The 15,202-nt window shown below is 31.9% G+C and carries 24 protein-coding genes; 1 reads left to right on the top strand and 23 read right to left on the bottom strand.

Annotated elements, in window-relative coordinates; genetic code table 11:
- Positions 1 to 13: 13 nt before the first annotated feature.
- The 23 genes from ACQVV1_RS17085 to ACQVV1_RS16975 all read right to left on the bottom strand — a co-directional run bounded on the left by ACQVV1_RS17085 (position 14) and on the right by ACQVV1_RS16975 (position 14,349).
- Positions 14 to 418, bottom strand: coding sequence for a hypothetical protein (locus ACQVV1_RS17085; RefSeq protein ID WP_375296237.1), 405 nt, complete (start codon positions 416 to 418; stop codon positions 14 to 16).
- Positions 397 to 894, bottom strand: coding sequence for a hypothetical protein (locus ACQVV1_RS17080; protein WP_000210326.1), 498 nt, complete (start codon positions 892 to 894; stop codon positions 397 to 399). The genes ACQVV1_RS17085 and ACQVV1_RS17080 overlap by 22 nt, the downstream gene beginning before the upstream one ends.
- Before the next feature lie 42 nt (positions 895 to 936).
- A complete protein-coding gene (locus tag ACQVV1_RS17075; protein ID WP_000118565.1) occupies positions 937 to 1,533 on the bottom strand; it encodes a hypothetical protein in 597 nt (198 codons plus the stop codon).
- A 12-nt stretch (positions 1,534 to 1,545) separates the two neighbouring features.
- A complete protein-coding gene (locus ACQVV1_RS17070) occupies positions 1,546 to 1,962 on the bottom strand; it encodes a hypothetical protein (protein ID WP_000208342.1) in 417 nt (138 codons plus the stop codon).
- Positions 1,959 to 2,375 (bottom strand): HK97-gp10 family putative phage morphogenesis protein, encoded by a 417-nt coding sequence (locus ACQVV1_RS17065; protein ID WP_002175907.1) that lies wholly within the window; start codon positions 2,373 to 2,375, stop codon positions 1,959 to 1,961. The genes ACQVV1_RS17070 and ACQVV1_RS17065 overlap by 4 nt, the downstream gene beginning before the upstream one ends.
- 1 nt (position 2,376) lies before the next feature.
- Positions 2,377 to 2,703, bottom strand: coding sequence for a hypothetical protein (locus ACQVV1_RS17060; protein ID WP_000392019.1), 327 nt, complete (start codon positions 2,701 to 2,703; stop codon positions 2,377 to 2,379).
- A gap of 28 nt (positions 2,704 to 2,731) precedes the next feature.
- Positions 2,732 to 3,265 carry a hypothetical protein gene (locus ACQVV1_RS17055; protein WP_431169204.1) on the bottom strand — a complete coding sequence of 178 codons (534 nt, stop codon included), beginning with the start codon at positions 3,263 to 3,265 and terminating at the stop codon, positions 2,732 to 2,734.
- Between the two features lie 13 nt (positions 3,266 to 3,278).
- A complete protein-coding gene (locus ACQVV1_RS17050) occupies positions 3,279 to 3,443 on the bottom strand; it encodes a YqbF domain-containing protein (RefSeq protein ID WP_000691127.1) in 165 nt (54 codons plus the stop codon).
- A 16-nt stretch (positions 3,444 to 3,459) separates the two neighbouring features.
- On the bottom strand, positions 3,460 to 4,440 hold the full coding sequence (locus ACQVV1_RS17045; RefSeq protein WP_001060156.1) for a phage major capsid family protein: 981 nt from the start codon (positions 4,438 to 4,440) through the stop codon (positions 3,460 to 3,462).
- A 20-nt stretch (positions 4,441 to 4,460) separates the two neighbouring features.
- The gene (locus ACQVV1_RS17040; protein ID WP_431169203.1) at positions 4,461 to 5,651 is read right to left on the bottom strand and encodes an XkdF-like putative serine protease domain-containing protein; all 1,191 of its coding nucleotides are present in this window, start codon (positions 5,649 to 5,651) and stop codon (positions 4,461 to 4,463) included.
- Between the two features lie 28 nt (positions 5,652 to 5,679).
- On the bottom strand, positions 5,680 to 7,020 hold the full coding sequence (locus tag ACQVV1_RS17035) for a phage portal protein (protein WP_431169202.1): 1,341 nt from the start codon (positions 7,018 to 7,020) through the stop codon (positions 5,680 to 5,682).
- A 93-nt stretch (positions 7,021 to 7,113) separates the two neighbouring features.
- Positions 7,114 to 8,361, bottom strand: coding sequence for a phage terminase large subunit (terL, locus tag ACQVV1_RS17030; RefSeq protein WP_227749024.1), 1,248 nt, complete (start codon positions 8,359 to 8,361; stop codon positions 7,114 to 7,116).
- 189 nt (positions 8,362 to 8,550) lie between these two features.
- Entirely contained in the window at positions 8,551 to 9,042 is a 492-nt protein-coding gene (locus ACQVV1_RS17025; RefSeq protein WP_000113634.1) for a hypothetical protein, read from the bottom strand.
- A gap of 17 nt (positions 9,043 to 9,059) precedes the next feature.
- Positions 9,060 to 9,245, bottom strand: coding sequence for a hypothetical protein (locus ACQVV1_RS17020; RefSeq protein WP_431169201.1), 186 nt, complete (start codon positions 9,243 to 9,245; stop codon positions 9,060 to 9,062).
- 233 nt (positions 9,246 to 9,478) lie between these two features.
- The gene (locus ACQVV1_RS17015) at positions 9,479 to 9,979 is read right to left on the bottom strand and encodes a sigma-70 family RNA polymerase sigma factor (RefSeq protein ID WP_242253712.1); all 501 of its coding nucleotides are present in this window, start codon (positions 9,977 to 9,979) and stop codon (positions 9,479 to 9,481) included.
- Between the two features lie 271 nt (positions 9,980 to 10,250).
- Positions 10,251 to 10,631 carry an ArpU family phage packaging/lysis transcriptional regulator gene (locus ACQVV1_RS17010; RefSeq protein WP_242253713.1) on the bottom strand — a complete coding sequence of 127 codons (381 nt, stop codon included), beginning with the start codon at positions 10,629 to 10,631 and terminating at the stop codon, positions 10,251 to 10,253.
- Between the two features lie 63 nt (positions 10,632 to 10,694).
- Positions 10,695 to 10,871, bottom strand: a complete 177-nt coding sequence (locus ACQVV1_RS17005) for a Fur-regulated basic protein FbpA (protein ID WP_336584441.1) — start codon at positions 10,869 to 10,871, stop codon at positions 10,695 to 10,697.
- The gene (locus tag ACQVV1_RS17000) at positions 10,852 to 11,490 is read right to left on the bottom strand and encodes a hypothetical protein (RefSeq protein ID WP_001261480.1); all 639 of its coding nucleotides are present in this window, start codon (positions 11,488 to 11,490) and stop codon (positions 10,852 to 10,854) included. The genes ACQVV1_RS17005 and ACQVV1_RS17000 overlap by 20 nt, the downstream gene beginning before the upstream one ends.
- Positions 11,491 to 11,726: 236 nt before the next feature.
- The gene (locus tag ACQVV1_RS16995; protein ID WP_489752942.1) at positions 11,727 to 12,557 is read right to left on the bottom strand and encodes an ATP-binding protein; all 831 of its coding nucleotides are present in this window, start codon (positions 12,555 to 12,557) and stop codon (positions 11,727 to 11,729) included.
- Complete coding sequence (locus tag ACQVV1_RS16990) at positions 12,493 to 13,257, bottom strand: conserved phage C-terminal domain-containing protein (RefSeq protein WP_000096621.1); 765 nt, start codon at positions 13,255 to 13,257, stop codon at positions 12,493 to 12,495. Before ACQVV1_RS16990 ends, ACQVV1_RS16995 begins: the two co-directional genes overlap by 65 nt.
- 79 nt (positions 13,258 to 13,336) lie before the next feature.
- Positions 13,337 to 13,621, bottom strand: coding sequence for a hypothetical protein (locus ACQVV1_RS16985; RefSeq protein ID WP_097879319.1), 285 nt, complete (start codon positions 13,619 to 13,621; stop codon positions 13,337 to 13,339).
- Positions 13,622 to 13,834: 213 nt separating this feature from the next.
- The gene (locus ACQVV1_RS16980) at positions 13,835 to 13,957 is read right to left on the bottom strand and encodes a hypothetical protein (protein ID WP_431169200.1); all 123 of its coding nucleotides are present in this window, start codon (positions 13,955 to 13,957) and stop codon (positions 13,835 to 13,837) included.
- Positions 13,958 to 14,142: 185 nt separating this feature from the next.
- Positions 14,143 to 14,349, bottom strand: coding sequence for a helix-turn-helix transcriptional regulator (locus ACQVV1_RS16975; protein ID WP_000549412.1), 207 nt, complete (start codon positions 14,347 to 14,349; stop codon positions 14,143 to 14,145).
- Positions 14,350 to 14,486: 137 nt separating this feature from the next.
- Between ACQVV1_RS16975 and ACQVV1_RS16970 the strand changes: the two genes are divergently transcribed.
- Positions 14,487 to 15,131 carry a LexA family protein gene (locus tag ACQVV1_RS16970; protein ID WP_000834515.1) on the top strand — a complete coding sequence of 215 codons (645 nt, stop codon included), beginning with the start codon at positions 14,487 to 14,489 and terminating at the stop codon, positions 15,129 to 15,131.
- The last annotated feature ends 71 nt before the right edge of the window (positions 15,132 to 15,202 follow it).

Raw genomic sequence — 15,202 nt, 5'->3', positions numbered from 1 at the left:
ACTAGGAAGTTTTTTATTCCTGATCGTCTTCAAACTGAAACTCTGCAATCAGCTTATTTGCATGGTCGATACATTCCTCTTTGGACCAAACTTCCATAGTCTCATTTACTTCCCCATCCGACGTAGATTCCGTAAGTCCAAAAGCTTGCAAATAATCATGAAAAGTTGTTCCTTCTTCTAATTGCCTTGTTTGAAATCCGATAAAGGCCATCTTTTTCCATTCATTTAATTCTTCTTGCTGCTCTTCCTGACTAATAAAAGAAAATAAGTCCATTAAACGAGAATACGGTATGGATAAGACATAATCATCTGTCCATCCATACCGTTTTTGGACTTTATCAAAAGCCCTTAGCATATTTTGCTCTGTTTCTTCTATGTATTTATTAGAGTCATTTTCTACATTTCTTGTTTGTTCCACTTGAGACTTTGAGATTTGATTAGACCCTTGACCTGATTGAAAAAAGACATTAAATCTTCACTTTCTAATAATCCTTCAATAACTGCTACCATAGCTTCTGGTGGTAACTGATCGAATTCTTCACGCTTAATCTGTAATAGACTAGAGAAAAATTCCGAAAACTCATCTTCACATTCCGGAATCATAGACAATAATTGAAAGACAAACTCTAAACCCTTTTCTTTTTTTTGTTTTTCAATTTCATTTAACTGTTCTTGTTGCTCTTCATTCATTTGGGCCAATTGAATTTTTTCATCAATTTCATTCTTTTCTTTCCCAAACTCCATAAAATCAGTCATTGCATGACGACCAACTTTAGAAATAATCTTAGTAAAACGCCAAACATCTTTTACATTTAAACGTCTCATCTTCATCTTCTGACCTGAAATTGTAATTTCTGTACTATTATGCATCATTTTTTCTAGCATTGTTGTCATATTCAATATCTCCTTTTATAACCTAAAAATAAAACCTACAACTTATTTACTTGTTGTAGGTAATTTAGGTGCTTTTTTCTTTGGTAAATAAATTTCATAAGGGGGTGTATTAGGCGAACTTTCGCTATAATGACCAATAAATTTGCATTTAAGTCCTACAGTTCCTTTACCATCTTTTAAATCAATTTCTACAGAAGAAACAACCATTGCATTTCGGATAACAAAAATAACCGGAATATCACTTCCTGAAACTACACCTACTATTGCAATATCACTATAACTTGCGTCTTTAATTTCATTGGTTGGTTTTACAATGTTATAATCGTTATCAGTCGTACTATCTACATCTACGCCTGGTAGAGCTAACTCTAAATTCTCTTTCGTAAATTCTACTAGTGTAACCTCCATATGTGGTTCATCTTTTAATAGCCATTTTCCGCGAACTAGTTTTCCTAAAACACCATCAATATCAGCATCATAGTATTCTCTAGTAAACCCCACTTTACAGCCACCTGTAGTAGCTCCTAACATCTCACCTAGGTCTTTAACACTTTTAAAACCTTTATACATTACACCCGGTCCAATAACAAAATTATCAGTTGTACCCTCACGTACACCATTAATAAGCTTCCAACTCATTTTTTTCCCTCCTTAATATAATTCCATTCTTCCTACCCGTACAAGAAACTTAATACTAATATGAATAATTGATGGATCTTCATCTGGAACTGTAATACTGCCTGCTCGATGAATCGTAATAATACCAGAATCTCTTAACAATCCCGCTTCTCTGTCTAACAAATGTTCTATTCGCCTTGAAATTACATCCGCTTTTTCATAATCACCTTGGCCACAATATATATCAAAAGTGAGGATCATACGATCAATTACCTCTATATCATCCGGATTATTAGATTCAATTCTCATTACCACATAAGGCATTTTCATATCATTTTGTGCAGTTTGAAATGTTAGAGCGGGCTCTCCTTCATATTTCGATAGATTACTTTGCACAATTGTATCTTTCTCAATAATATTTCTAATTGTTGCAATCGCTTTTGTCGTCATTGTTCTCCTCCCAATGTCCTTTTTAATTCCCCACGCTCTTTTTCAAACGTTTTTAAGAAAAAAGGTCGGGCTTCTACAGTACTTGTACCATTTTCGACATACACCGCTCTTTTTAATTGACTTCCAATCGTTCCTACTACTTCGTTATCTGTAATATGTAAGCCATATTTAATAGAATCTTGTAATTCTCCCGTTCTAGAAGCAAATGTCTCTCCTGGTTTTGAAGCAATATATGTGCGACTCGATCGTGGAATTTTATACTTCACACCATTGTGACTACCTGATACTGTTTGTTTCATTTCTCGTTGCAGTTGATTGCAAGCACTTATAATTCTTTCTACCATTATTTTATTAAGTTGTTCTTTAACCTGTTCTACATTACGTGTAACCATGAATTCCGATGTATTCGTCATTTTATTCCAACAACTCACAATACAATTCAATATGGTGATTTAAAAATGATGGATTTCTTGGTTCTCCTCTTACCTCAAATACATAATCATGAAAATAGATTACATCATTTGTATGGATGTTATGTTCTGCAGAAGTATAAATTTTAAAATTCGGCTCAAAATTTTGTTTATTTCTTTTTAACCTTTCATTATCTACCGCTGTGTGTGTTGTAACACGACACTTCATTCTTTCATAAATAATGACAGGCTCTTCTTTAAAATTTCCTGCCGGCTGTTTTACCTTTTGATTCCTTTTCACAGTTACTTCATGTATATATAATTCTTCCATATCTAATGTTCACAGCCTATTCTTTCATTCATAATGCTATTAAAGGGTTTCTACTTCGGTATTTTTTTAATACTTTTAAAACCTTTTTATTAACAGTTTCCTCATCTAGTGATTCAATATTTATTTCATATGAATAATCTCCGATATTTGCTGATTTTTTCATATTTTCATATTGTAGATTTGTTCGAATTACCGCATAACACGTCATATCGATGATGCATTTTTTCATTAAAGTCAAAAGCCCATCATAATCTTGTATTGTATACTCAAATTCATATAATTGATTCTCACTTAAACCATATACAGTGCAACCATCAAAAAAAACTGAATTGGTAACTTCTTCTCCAGAACCAATATGGATTACCTTGATCAAATTTTCTGCTCGAAAAGAAAGCCAAGCCAATTTACTTGTTCTAACTTTCTCTTTCATTGGGTTACTTGGCTTACTCCTTAAATAGTTTTTTGTAATCAATTCATATTGACTAATGAGCTCCTGGATTACCGTATCGGGCATTCGTTGAACATTCACCCTGTTCTTTATGTCCTGTACAGTAATTTCCATTCTTTCACCTCTTTTACTTCTCTTTCTTTTTAACCTCTATACTATCTATTAACTTAAAATGTCCTGTACTCAGTAAATAGTTTGCTTTCTCATTTGCAACCTTTTCCTTCACTCCGTTAAAAAAAGTATAGCCATATGCAGTATATGTACCGCCTAATTTCAATTCTATAATCTTCATATGCAAATTACCTTACTTAATTTCCAAATTTATCAGGTATATTAGTAAGAATTGCTACTGCGTCCATTTCTTGAATAACTGCATCATCATCCAAATGAATAACATAGAATCGCTTATCTTCCATAACAGCAGATTTACCTTCTACAGTCTTACGAACTCGCGTGTCATACGTATTTACCGCAATAAAGTTTTTAGGATCTGCAAAAATAATTACATCATCTTGAATAGAAGGAACTGTGACAATCTCATACCCCAACGGCTTATTAACTTGATCCCCTGTACCTAATAACGCAGCATCGCCTAAGCCAGTTGAACGAGTTGTTAAATATTCAATCCATTTCTCTCTACGAGCAGGTGACATAATCCACTTTAAACCTTCATTTTTATATTTATTAGGCATTGCCTTAGATAAATTAAAGATTGAGTCTTTACTAAACCCAGCGCTAGCTTCAGCATCTCCCGTTCCCGTCACTAATTTAAAATGATCGACAATATGAGATTTACTTGATTGTTTAATTTGTTTTAACCAGCCATCATTAATTTGTAGAAATGGGTCCTCTGAAGTTACATCCCCATTCCAATGCAGGTCTTCAAGGTCAATACCTAACTGTGTTGACATTAATGTCATAACAGTATCTTCATATCCTTCACCTTCGATATTTTCTCGAAGTAGCTCCTCTGTTATCTCCCATGGTAAACGAATAGAAACTGTATCATATTCAACTTTCGACGTTTCTACACCTGCTCGATAGCCATCATCACTATTTTCCATTTTCCTACGTAAAATTCGACCACCGATTGCAATTTTATCTAATTCACCTTTTTTCGCTTTACGAATCTCTTTGCGATGCAATTGAGAAAATGGAGTTGCATCAAATACCATTCGGAAAAATTCTTTGCTTTGTTCCGGATATAATAGCCCCGCTTTCATTCCTCCTGTTGTCATTGTACTCTTTTCAATTCGTTCAATACGTGCTAATAATTCTTTATTATTCATAGATTCATTTCTCCTTATCTTTATAGATCTAATCCTACCCATTTATTTACTGGTTTTCTTATCTCGTTTGTTGGTTTGGCATCAGCCCCAAGGCTTTTACGAACTTGTGCTGATCGCTCAATTACTTCAAGTCTCTTTGAAATGGGGTCTATTACCTTCTGAATAAATTCACTTGTCTTTTTAGATTCTCTATCATTTTCTAATTCATTAGTATCATGAGTTGATTCAAGTTCTTTATTTAACTGTTCTTCCAACTCCTGTAACCTCTCGAGAAAAGGACCCATTTCTCTCTTTACAATGTCTGCAATTTCATCTACATTTTGATCTGCGTTTTTTTGTAACTTATTTTCTTTAATTTGGTTCATCAAAGAAATCATTTCATCAAATTTTTTATCATTTTTCTTATATAAGATTTTGCCTACTTCATTTATGGATTTAATGGTAATATCTTCTGGCGAGAAATCTGTATCACCACCCTTCATTGTAGTTAAAATGTCCTTCATTTCATCTAAGGTGGAAACCATCCGCTTAATATCTACATTTCCATCCCAAATCCCAACATAAAATACATCTTCAAACAAATTAAATACCTTTTGCATTTTAGAGTTTTGTTTATTATTTAATGACTGATTATCCATCTCCTGAGTTTGTTCCTCGTCATAATGTGACTTAAAAAAACTAAACATCTTACGAATTACACCTTTCTCATCTTGTGTAAACTCATCCATTTGTGGCATCTCCATTCTTTCTCCAACCCCTCCCATCGAAAAGCCTGTGATTTTCCCTTTTTTGATTTCTTTCCATGTTTCACTATCGTCTACTCGAACAGTCATAAGCCATGTTCCCTTTTTAATATTTTGTTTTCCAACAACCGTATTATTTTTAGAAATCCAGCTTTCTACTACCGTTCCTTTTCCTGCCAACTCATCATGGTTTTTATCTATGTATCTATATTTCTCTAAAAAATTATAAGCCGCTCTTTCAATTTCTTCAGCCGTCATGATATCACCATGTGCATCTTCTATATTGGGTTCATAAACAACCCCTGTTACAAGTTGTTTTTCATCTTCCCTCTTTAAAATAGGAACATTTTTCAAAACATTAGAGCCATTCATGTTCATACCCTTCATAATTGCAAACGGCCTACCATTAGCCCCCTTTGTTACTAATGAAACATAACTAATTTCTACATTTTTCAATTCATTTGGCATAATATATTCCTACTTTCTAGCAAGACTACTAAATCGAATTTGAATCTTCATTTAAAAATTTATCTCCTTCTAGAACTGGTTCGTATCCAATGACCTTTCGGCATTCATTTCTTGTTAATATACTCTTGTCGTATCCATCTATTGCATATTGCATATCACTCGCTCGATCATCTGTATCAATTTCATTTAATTGAAACTGCCAGTCCAATTCCCCTAATGTCCCTGTAAACTCTTTAAATAATTGTGTATTTAATCGATGTTCTAAAATTTGTTGACCTGGTTCAATAATTGATCGTTTATACATTTCATTCATTTCTTTTGCTGTCGTCTGCCCAAGTGATCCTGTCATAGCCCAACCAATTCTATATGGTGGCACCCGATGAGCTACACAAATTTCCATAGCATTATCTTGACGATATAAACGAAAGCTCGCTTCTTTGACATCAGGCCCTAATTTCTCTAAACGAGCTTTTGCTCCTTCAGGGACAGGAACAACTGCTAACTTATGATGTTCTCCTTTTGTTTCAACAGAGAAAAATGTTTTTAATTCTCTTTCAACTGAATCATCAATTTCATCAACACCCTCAACAAACAAAACAGCATCTGGAATTGTTTTACCAGTGAAATAATTAATATTGTAATCTCTTACAGCTTGTGATCCTACAATGGAACCAATAGAACTCACATAATCGGGAATACCATAGTATGATGATCTAGAACCAAATTTACGAATTACAATAACTTCACCAGCTTTTTCTTCAGTGTCTAATAACGAGTTTTCATCTAAGCTATCACTAATCGTTTCTCCATCTACTAACCTAAAATCATATGGATAACTAAATCGTTTAAACCATCTCTCCTCATTATTTACAATTTGCGCAAATCGAATCTTATCTTTATGCGCACGTACCGTATGTGCTGGAATATGGTGAAGCTGCGCTGGTTCTCCTTTCAAATTACGAACAACCTCTATAATTCCCCAACCTACAGTTTCATAATCCTCCCAAACTGCCCTAAGTATTTCGCTACTTGTCATTTCATTGTTGCAATACCTCATAAAACGCTTTAATTCTTTATATTGTTCTTGATTTGCTTCTGTCACTTCATCTAGCGGTGCAAAATCAAATCCCATACCAGCAATATCATTTACTTTTGCACTAATACATGCCGAGTGAATAGGGTTACTTTCTCTCAAATTTAATAATACTTGCATATCATATGGAGGCTTCACTAGTTCTTTATCACCGTACACTTGTGCAAATGGATCAATTGTCATTTGTTTACTTTGAAGTTCCTCATCACGTAAAGCCATCTCACGACTTTGTAATTTAAGTACCTTCACATTTTTAATTGCTTTTTTCTCAACCATAAGATTTATGCCTCCTTTCATATACAAATCATTTATTCAATGTTTTTCATAAAAACTTTACCAATATAAAAAAACTGAACATTACATGTTCAGCTAAACTCTTTTTATTTTTCCACCCATTATTTTTTTTTGCTTAGTAAAAAAGTATTCTAAGGCTTGTGACGTTGTATCTACTTGATCATTATGCTTACCAGATGGGAAAGAAGCTAATTCATCTATATAATCATATACCCAAGATTGTATTTTAGGATTAGGTATATATACATTTCCAGATTGAAATTCAGGGGATATCGCCTCAGCACGTGTTTCTTTTGAACCCTGTGGATTTATAGGAATAATTCCACTTATTTCATTCTTCAATGAACTAATAATGGCAGGGCCATTTGCTTTTTTTTCAACTAATTTCGGAATGGACTTTTTAAACCCAGAATTCCGAAGGATCGACTCATATTTATGGTGAAAAACAACAAATGCTTTCTTTGTTTCTAGGAAATTCATTTGCGCCCTCACTTGATCAATTAAATATTTGTCTCCATCTATTTTTCCCCAGATCTGTCCAACCACAAATGAACTTTTATTTGTAGTGTTATCAAAAGCCATATCCCAGGAAGTAATAATTTGATCAAATTGTTCCCAATTTGGTAATACATCGTAATATTGAAACCAGTTCCTTTTAAAAATATTCCCTATATCACTTGATGGTTTTTGTTGCCATAAAGATAACCATGAGCGTGCAGAGGAAAACTTCTTTTTATCTTCATAATAATTTTGGCCATAGTGTTCAATCCATAAGCCTCTTCCTATTTCTCTATTCAATGGATCATCCCTTGACTCTGCTATAGCAGGAATTGATAACACGGTCCATTTCTCCTGTTCTTTCTCTAACAATCTACCAGCTAAATCGTCCTCATGCCATCGCGTCAAAATTAGAATTACCTTTGCACCTTTTTGTAAACGTGTAGATAAAGTATCTTCCCATTCATCCCATAGTCTATTTCGGTATGTAATTGATTCGGCCTCTTGGCGATTTTTAATAGGGTCATCAATAATTAATAAATCTGCTCCTTCCCCTGTAATCGAACCACCAACTCCTACAGACAACATTCCACCAGAGTGGTTATGTAGTGCCCAATCTGTTACGGAACCTTGCCGCTCATCAATTCTAATGTTAAATATTTCTTTACCAAACTCTTCAATCTTAGCACGATTTCTTCTACCAAACTTTTCAGCTAAACTTGATGCATAAGATACCTCTATAACTCTCTTATTTGGGTAATTTCCTAAATACCAACTTGGCAATGTTTCTGTTATAGACTGTGATTTTGAATGCCTAGGTGGCATAAACACCATTAATCTATTAGTCGATAATTTCTCTTCAATTAAATCTTGGCAAATCTTTGTTATTAATTTTGTGTGCTTTGCATGTTTATAGAATCCCTTATGTGTATACTGAACATAGAAAGGGGTAGTTCACTTTTGCCAATTCCTTAAATGTATTTTCATCTATTAACTTATGCACATTCATCCGTGTCATGATTGTAATTCTCCTCCTTGAACTTTCTCAAATAATTTCATAGCTAAATCAAGCATTTCCTCATCACACCCAATTTTCATGGCCATTTTATTATGCTCTACTTTCATTTCTCCTGAATGATTTACGTTTGCTTGCAATTGATCTTTCCTTCCCCATTTAGTTGGGAATTTTCTTTCTAATCTCCATGCTGCCGCTTTCCAATTAGATTTTGCATGCTCCCCGATTGTCTCAACGTCTCTCGCCTCACTAAATGCTAATGCCTGATCAATTTCCATGACTAACTTCACATAAATCTTATCTTTTCTCGGTACTACTTCACCTGTCTTTTCACTCGTTTCAATTGCTCTACGCCCTTGCTTTAACCAAACATAAACTATACTTCTACTAATTCCAACTAACGCACATGCGGTTTCAATATAATTCCCTACTTTAATATATTGGGTCAACCTATTTATCAGCTCATCATTCAATTTCATTGGTCGTGCCACTAGCAGTCCCTCCCGTTTTAACTCATCATTTGTACTTCTTTTTCTAAACACTCAATACATATTGTTGTTATATTTTCGTCAACTACCTCACGAATAAACATTTGTTCACTATACTGAATTGTGATTGGAAATTTCAAAACCCACAAACATTTTTCAAGGCAAATTGAACATATTGGCATTGTATCTATATCTTGTTCTAACATCTAATCGCATCCTTCTGTAGTTTTTCATGTACTACTGCCTATTTTGTAGTAAATAAATAGATGCCGTCATTTTTAAAATCTCTCATTTAATTTATAGATACCCTTTGGATTACTCTTTCTTTTTGCTAGTATCCATTCTTCATTTTTTATATTTCATTTAAACTTATTTTATTACTCTCTATTTATAGGTGGCACTATGGTGACAAGAATGTATTTGTAAATAAAAAAAAGACTTAACTACTTTCGCAGAAAAGACTTTTTCTTACTTGTTTAGCAATTTTTATTTCAGATCTATATAGAATCGTTTTAATTGTGCTTCTTGAAACATTCAAATATTTAGCAATTTTCTCTTGTGTAATGCCTCTTCCTCTTGACATGATATATATTTCTCTTTCATATTTTGTCAAAGTAGAGAGCGCATCTTCTAGTTTTATTCTTTCCCATTCTGAAATGACACTTTCTTTGTTTTCATCATCCCATTCATATGTTGTATCAGTACTACGAAAATACCTTTGCATTAACAAGGAATCATATGATTTTTCTCGTTGGTAAGCAGCTCTACGTTCTATTCCCCGGCGATTACCCGGCATCTTTGCATTCTTCATCCACTCCAAAGCATATGTGACATCACTAATCATACTCGTTAATATTTTAATTTCTTCTTCTTTTGCACTTATTTTGGCACACTCTAACTCACATAACGTTTCCTTATATTGGATAATTAAATCTCGCATATACTATTCCCACCCTTATAACAAAGCAAAATTGTTAAAAATAGAGACCATCTAAATCTACATTTAATTTCCATTTATTTTTTCTCACCAAAAACTAAAATTAATTTAAAAAAATCTTCCTTAATACTATTTATCATTGCTACTTTGTACTTATATGATATATGTATATAACGATTCATTTTTATCTCTTTTTCATCATTTTTTTACATAAAAATAACCACCTGCTTGTTTACACAGGTGGTTATAATCCATATTAAAAACTTATTCATTATTAGTAATCTTTACACTCCTCAACCTCAATCCCTAATGCATATGCATAGTTGTAAAAAGCAGTATTTCTTTTTCTATAATAATCTCCCTCGGATAAATTCAACTCTTTCATAACCTCATATCTATTAACTCGATTCTTTAACAAATATTTTCGAATAATTATTCTATCACTTTCAATATCTAGCTTTTCTAACCCTTTGTTCATCGCAATAATATAATTGATCCGCTCTTCTTTCGCATTTTCTTTTAATATATTTTCTTTTGAGAGTATCGTTTCGTTAAAATAATTACACTTCATAAATAATCTGTATTTCTTTATAGCTTTCAGTACATTTTCTTTTGTAGCTTCTTTATTTAATACTGGTAATTCTATATTTAACATGTTAAGCCCCTTTCTTATCATTTATCCTTAACCATAATTTAAATTTCATATATTAATTTGCTACTAAGGCTTACATTCTTTATGTATTAATTCATATATTGTATTGCTAACATTTATTTTCTTATCCTTATGATTTTTGATTAATTTTATTAACTCATCACTATTTAATTCGTACAATTGTTTATCCTTATATTTGTAAATTCCATTTTCAATAAGTTGATTAATTAAAAATAACTTCATCTTGCCACACCACCATATCTTCAACGAAAAATTGAATCTCAATATCTTTTGAATTATAATAACAAATTGCGCCCCCATTAATTGGAACACATCCTACTACAATTTGAGATTCACTTCCACTTTTTACAATAGCCACTTTATACAATTTATTATCTCTTTCAATTACATCACCGAGTCTAAACTCATCTATTTTACGCCCTTTGATAGCGAATAATTTTGCCCGTTCAAATAATAATTTTTCACTTTTTTCAGCTTTCCTAATTTTTAATTTCGTACGCTTTTCAAAATGACCATAATTATTAGAGAACTCCTCTCCATTAATCCAGAACCAACTACCATGCTTTATTTCTTTTTCATTTTCTTTACAATATTCAGCGATAAATTTTTCACTATTTTCATTTTCAATATACAATAGTTCTCCTTTTCGAATAGTTTCTCTACAATCTATAAATTCGTTCTCAAAAAAGAAATTAATTTGTTGATAGCTTTCTTTTTTACCTAAATAATCAGCAATCACTCTTTCACCTTCTATTTTCCAACACATCGGTGTCTCTTGTACTGTTGTAATCCAATTTGTTTTCATTCGTTTAATTGCTTCAAATCCTTTATATGTTCTCATTTTCAAGATGCCTCCATTTAATTATTTAAAACATATTAAATAAACTTAAAAACTACTTTCAATGTACATACGTGTAATTTCTGATCAAATGCTCATTCCATTCCTCATATTCTTTCTTAACTTCCGAATCACTTCACTTACTCGCTAATTAAAAGAACCAATTCATACAGTACAAATTTCTTGAACAATATGTTTTTATCTGAATATATATTTCCTACACCATATATATTCTTTTCTTAAAAAGGTAATTTTCTCTTACGCTTATCTCTTGTTTTTTTAAATTCCATGTGTCGATATGTATTAAACATACGAGATGTAACTCTTTCATCGTACGCTTTTATAATTGCCTCACCTGTTAAATTCGTTGTGATAATTGTTTTTTTCCCTTGTCGTCCATCAAATAGTTTAAATAACACACGATTTACAAATGCTGTTGCTTTTAAATCATTAATATCCATATCCCCTAGCTCTGCTCCTAGATCATCAATGACTAATAAATCCATAGAAATTAGCATATTTGTTATGCTATGCTCTGTTTCACATGATTGCGTATTAAATGTCGAACGTATGTAATCAAAGAGTTCTGAACTTGTAACATACATAACTTTATTCGAACTTTGTTCATTCATTTCATGAGCTATAGAGTATGCAATATGACTTTTTCCAGCTCCAACTTTACCCACGAGAATCAAATTAAATCGAATATCATTTAAATAGTCTGTAAGAGCCTTTTTAGCTAAAATTAAATTGTTTTCATCCTCTTCACACTCTGATATAAATGTCGAAAATCTAGCTAATTTAATAGTTTCATCTTTAATAAGACTATGATCGTAAAATATACTTTTACGTTTTCTTTCCTCTTTTTCATAACGAAAAGCATTCATTTCTTTTTCTAACCTTCTATTTTCTTCTTCTAAACGACATACTGGACAAATCGTTTCACCCTGAATCTCCATCAATCTTACCATTCGCTTTCTCTCCTGCTTACATATCAGACATGTATCAGAAAGGAAGTTCATTCTCTTCGAAAGACTTTGTACTATATCTGTTACCTTTGTTAAAGCCATTTGATTTCACCATCTTTCTCTGTTGCAAATATCCCTCAAATTTAGTTCCAAATAAGGTTTCTGGTCTTAAATATTTTGCCTGTTCTGTATAAAGCCATTCTTTCGCCTTCGTCTCAATAACTTCTTTAAATTCATTTATATTAAATCCCTCTTGTAGTCTAGATTTAATTAACATTTGCGTCTTTTTAGTTGAAATACGATAACTTGTATTACATACACTGTTGAGATAATTAATTATCTCTACTATATCTTTTTGAGTCGTATTCTCTGTGTTAATCTTTTGTGTAGTCTCTGGTATTGGTTGAGACATATTATCATTTTCCATCATGACAATATGTTCTTTTCGTTGAGACAATTTGTCACAATCGTTATCTATTTCTAATTCAACTAGTCTGTTATAATTTATTGAATACCATTTTGTTTTATCAAACTTTAATTTGTTATAGTTACCACTTATCAATAAGTTAAACTCTTCAAGATTTTTAACAATACGTTTCAACGTTCTTTCATTCCAAAACGGGAATTGTTTATGCCAATTTGTAATGCTATTATAGACCCAATAACGATCATCATAATAATGTTTCGAGCGCTTGAGCCAATAATGTATTTGTTGAAGAAAAATTGCCTCGTTCAATCCAATCTTACTTGCTAATCGAGGTAATACTAATAGTGGCTCATCCTGTATTAGCAAACTACTCATTTTATCTTCCTCCATAATTTTTTCTTAAAATCAATATATTAAACTTCTTATATATTAAAAGTTTGATTCTCCAAAACTTTTAAATTTCCCAACCTATTAATATTTGTATAGCCTGATTAGCTTGCTTCCTTGTAAGATCACTCAGTGATTGAATTTTAAGTTTTTCTTTTAATTTATTTTTGATTTTTTCTTTTGATATTACTCCATCATCTTTCAATGCTATTATATGCATTTTGGCATAAATCATTTTTAACTGTTTATTCGAAAGTTTTTCCGATTCAAAACAACTAGTATTACTAAATTCTTCATTTTCATTAGTACTCTTGCTGACATATCCTGGTTTTTTTGTCACTTTAAAAACCATGTTTAATCCTCCTCCCTACAATAGACTTTCCTTTAAGATTTGTTTTTTAAGACGATAGTCTTTCTTTTCTTACACCGCATTCTCTGTTAGCCAATTTAATAAAAATGCCTTCGTTTCTTTAGCCAGAAAACACCATTTCCCGCCCGCTTTAAATTTTTGAAAACGCTGATTAAAAAAAGAATTCTTTTTGAATAGTATTCCACGACATGTATGTTATTTTTTTAATTCACTTGTATCCCAAAATACAAATTCTGCATCCACTTCTTTAAGCTTTTCTTCTAATTTTTCTAAATATAATCTTCTGATCGCTCTTTCATCTACTTGAATATTTAGCATTCTATATTTCACCTCAATTTTTATATACCAAATACACTTTAGCGTTTCATTTTTTGAATCTCTTTCCTTCTTTTCTAATTTAAAACCTATATATAAAGCACCTTTAATAGTAGGATTATTAGATATTTTGTTTAAAATAACCCCAAAAACATCCTATAATCCATATATAAATACGTGCATTTTTGTCACAAATTATTTAAAAAAAGATCAGGGAACAACTCTTCTATAGATTTCTCTAAATAGCACGATAACATATGTGCCTCTTTCAGAGTGAATTCACTTTTATTATGTTCTTTTGCCCAATATGTACGTGGAGAAACATTAAGAAAATCAGCAACTTCTTCAATAGTTTTTCTCTTTAATTTTCTTTCTAAAAATATCATCTTGTGCATTTTTGTCACCTCTTTTCAAATTCAAATATAGTACTACGTGACAAAACAGTCAAGTATTTTTTTACCAAATAACGAAGAAAGTTGCATTTTTGTCACACCAATTATATAATCAATCAAGACGGAGGTGACAAAAAGTCATGAAATCATTCGGTTTAAAATTATCTCAATTGATGAAGAAAAATAATATGACAGACGAACAATTAGCTGAATTATTATCTGTTAGTAGAACTACTGTTTTACGGTGGAGAAATGGTGAAAGAAGCCCTAAAATGTCAAAAATATCACAAATCGCTAAGATGTTAAATGTCCCTGCAACCTACTTTATTGATGAAAATGAATCCTATTGTCCTGAAGATCACATAATTACCAAACGGGATATTCCCATTTATGGTACAATCGCAGCTGGTAAACCAATTGAAGCAATAGAAAATGTAATTGGTGATATACAGGTACCTGATATCATTTTAGATAAATACGGATTTGAAAAACTATTAGCACTTCGTATAAACGGAGACAGCATGAATAGAATTGTACATGATGGACATATAGCTGTACTTGAGAGGACAACAAATATAAATAATGGCGACATAGCCGCTGTACTCATCAACGGATATGACGCCACTTTAAAAAGAATTTACAAAACCAATAATAGAATTATACTTGAACCAGATTCTTTTAATCCTAGTATACATCCATTAATGTTTGATTGTACAGATATAGAAAATTGTCCAGAAATAAAAGTAGTTGGAAAATACATTTGGAGTTGTGCACCAATTCAATAATATTCCATCAATGAATTAAGTTATTTTTTAATAAATTTTTAAAGTAAGGGGGCTTTCTCCCCTTCTTTTTT

Origin of the sequence: Bacillus basilensis (genome assembly GCF_050630465.1) — a bacterium.
Taxonomy (GTDB): domain Bacteria; phylum Bacillota; class Bacilli; order Bacillales; family Bacillaceae_G; genus Bacillus_A; species Bacillus_A basilensis.
The sequence above is the reverse complement of the archived record's forward strand: the minus strand, read 5'-3'. Positions and strand labels throughout refer to the sequence as shown.

Excerpts from the sequence above, each read along its gene's own strand:
- ACQVV1_RS17035 (WP_431169202.1), bottom strand. The coding sequence starts at position 7,020 with ATGGTTGAGAAAAAAGCAATTAAAAATGTGAAGGTACTTAAATTACAA.
- ACQVV1_RS16990 (WP_000096621.1), bottom strand. The coding sequence starts at position 13,257 with ATGAGTAGTTTGCTAATACAGGATGAGCCACTATTAGTATTACCTCGA.
- ACQVV1_RS17075 (WP_000118565.1), bottom strand. The coding sequence starts at position 1,533 with ATGAGTTGGAAGCTTATTAATGGTGTACGTGAGGGTACAACTGATAAT.
- ACQVV1_RS17070 (WP_000208342.1), bottom strand. The coding sequence starts at position 1,962 with ATGACGACAAAAGCGATTGCAACAATTAGAAATATTATTGAGAAAGAT.
- ACQVV1_RS17040 (WP_431169203.1), bottom strand. The coding sequence starts at position 5,651 with ATGCCAAATGAATTGAAAAATGTAGAAATTAGTTATGTTTCATTAGTA.
- ACQVV1_RS17000 (WP_001261480.1), bottom strand. The coding sequence starts at position 11,490 with ATGAGAACATATAAAGGATTTGAAGCAATTAAACGAATGAAAACAAAT.
- ACQVV1_RS17005 (WP_336584441.1), bottom strand. The coding sequence starts at position 10,871 with ATGAAGTTATTTTTAATTAATCAACTTATTGAAAATGGAATTTACAAA.
- ACQVV1_RS17050 (WP_000691127.1), bottom strand. The coding sequence starts at position 3,443 with ATGAAGATTATAGAATTGAAATTAGGCGGTACATATACTGCATATGGC.
- ACQVV1_RS17055 (WP_431169204.1), bottom strand. The coding sequence starts at position 3,265 with ATGGAAATTACTGTACAGGACATAAAGAACAGGGTGAATGTTCAACGA.
- ACQVV1_RS17015 (WP_242253712.1), bottom strand. The coding sequence starts at position 9,979 with ATGCGAGATTTAATTATCCAATATAAGGAAACGTTATGTGAGTTAGAG.
- ACQVV1_RS17010 (WP_242253713.1), bottom strand. The coding sequence starts at position 10,631 with ATGTTAAATATAGAATTACCAGTATTAAATAAAGAAGCTACAAAAGAA.
- ACQVV1_RS16985 (WP_097879319.1), bottom strand. The coding sequence starts at position 13,621 with ATGGTTTTTAAAGTGACAAAAAAACCAGGATATGTCAGCAAGAGTACT.
- ACQVV1_RS17080 (WP_000210326.1), bottom strand. The coding sequence starts at position 894 with ATGACAACAATGCTAGAAAAAATGATGCATAATAGTACAGAAATTACA.
- terL (WP_227749024.1), bottom strand. The coding sequence starts at position 8,361 with ATGCCACCTAGGCATTCAAAATCACAGTCTATAACAGAAACATTGCCA.
- ACQVV1_RS16995 (WP_489752942.1), bottom strand. The coding sequence starts at position 12,557 with ATGGCTTTAACAAAGGTAACAGATATAGTACAAAGTCTTTCGAAGAGA.
- ACQVV1_RS17065 (WP_002175907.1), bottom strand. The coding sequence starts at position 2,375 with ATGACGAATACATCGGAATTCATGGTTACACGTAATGTAGAACAGGTT.
- ACQVV1_RS17045 (WP_001060156.1), bottom strand. The coding sequence starts at position 4,440 with ATGAATAATAAAGAATTATTAGCACGTATTGAACGAATTGAAAAGAGT.
- ACQVV1_RS17060 (WP_000392019.1), bottom strand. The coding sequence starts at position 2,703 with ATGGAAGAATTATATATACATGAAGTAACTGTGAAAAGGAATCAAAAG.
- ACQVV1_RS17020 (WP_431169201.1), bottom strand. The coding sequence starts at position 9,245 with ATGTTAGAACAAGATATAGATACAATGCCAATATGTTCAATTTGCCTT.
- ACQVV1_RS16980 (WP_431169200.1), bottom strand. The coding sequence starts at position 13,957 with ATGCTAAATATTCAAGTAGATGAAAGAGCGATCAGAAGATTATATTTA.
- ACQVV1_RS16970 (WP_000834515.1), top strand. The coding sequence starts at position 14,487 with ATGAAATCATTCGGTTTAAAATTATCTCAATTGATGAAGAAAAATAAT.
- ACQVV1_RS16975 (WP_000549412.1), bottom strand. The coding sequence starts at position 14,349 with ATGCACAAGATGATATTTTTAGAAAGAAAATTAAAGAGAAAAACTATT.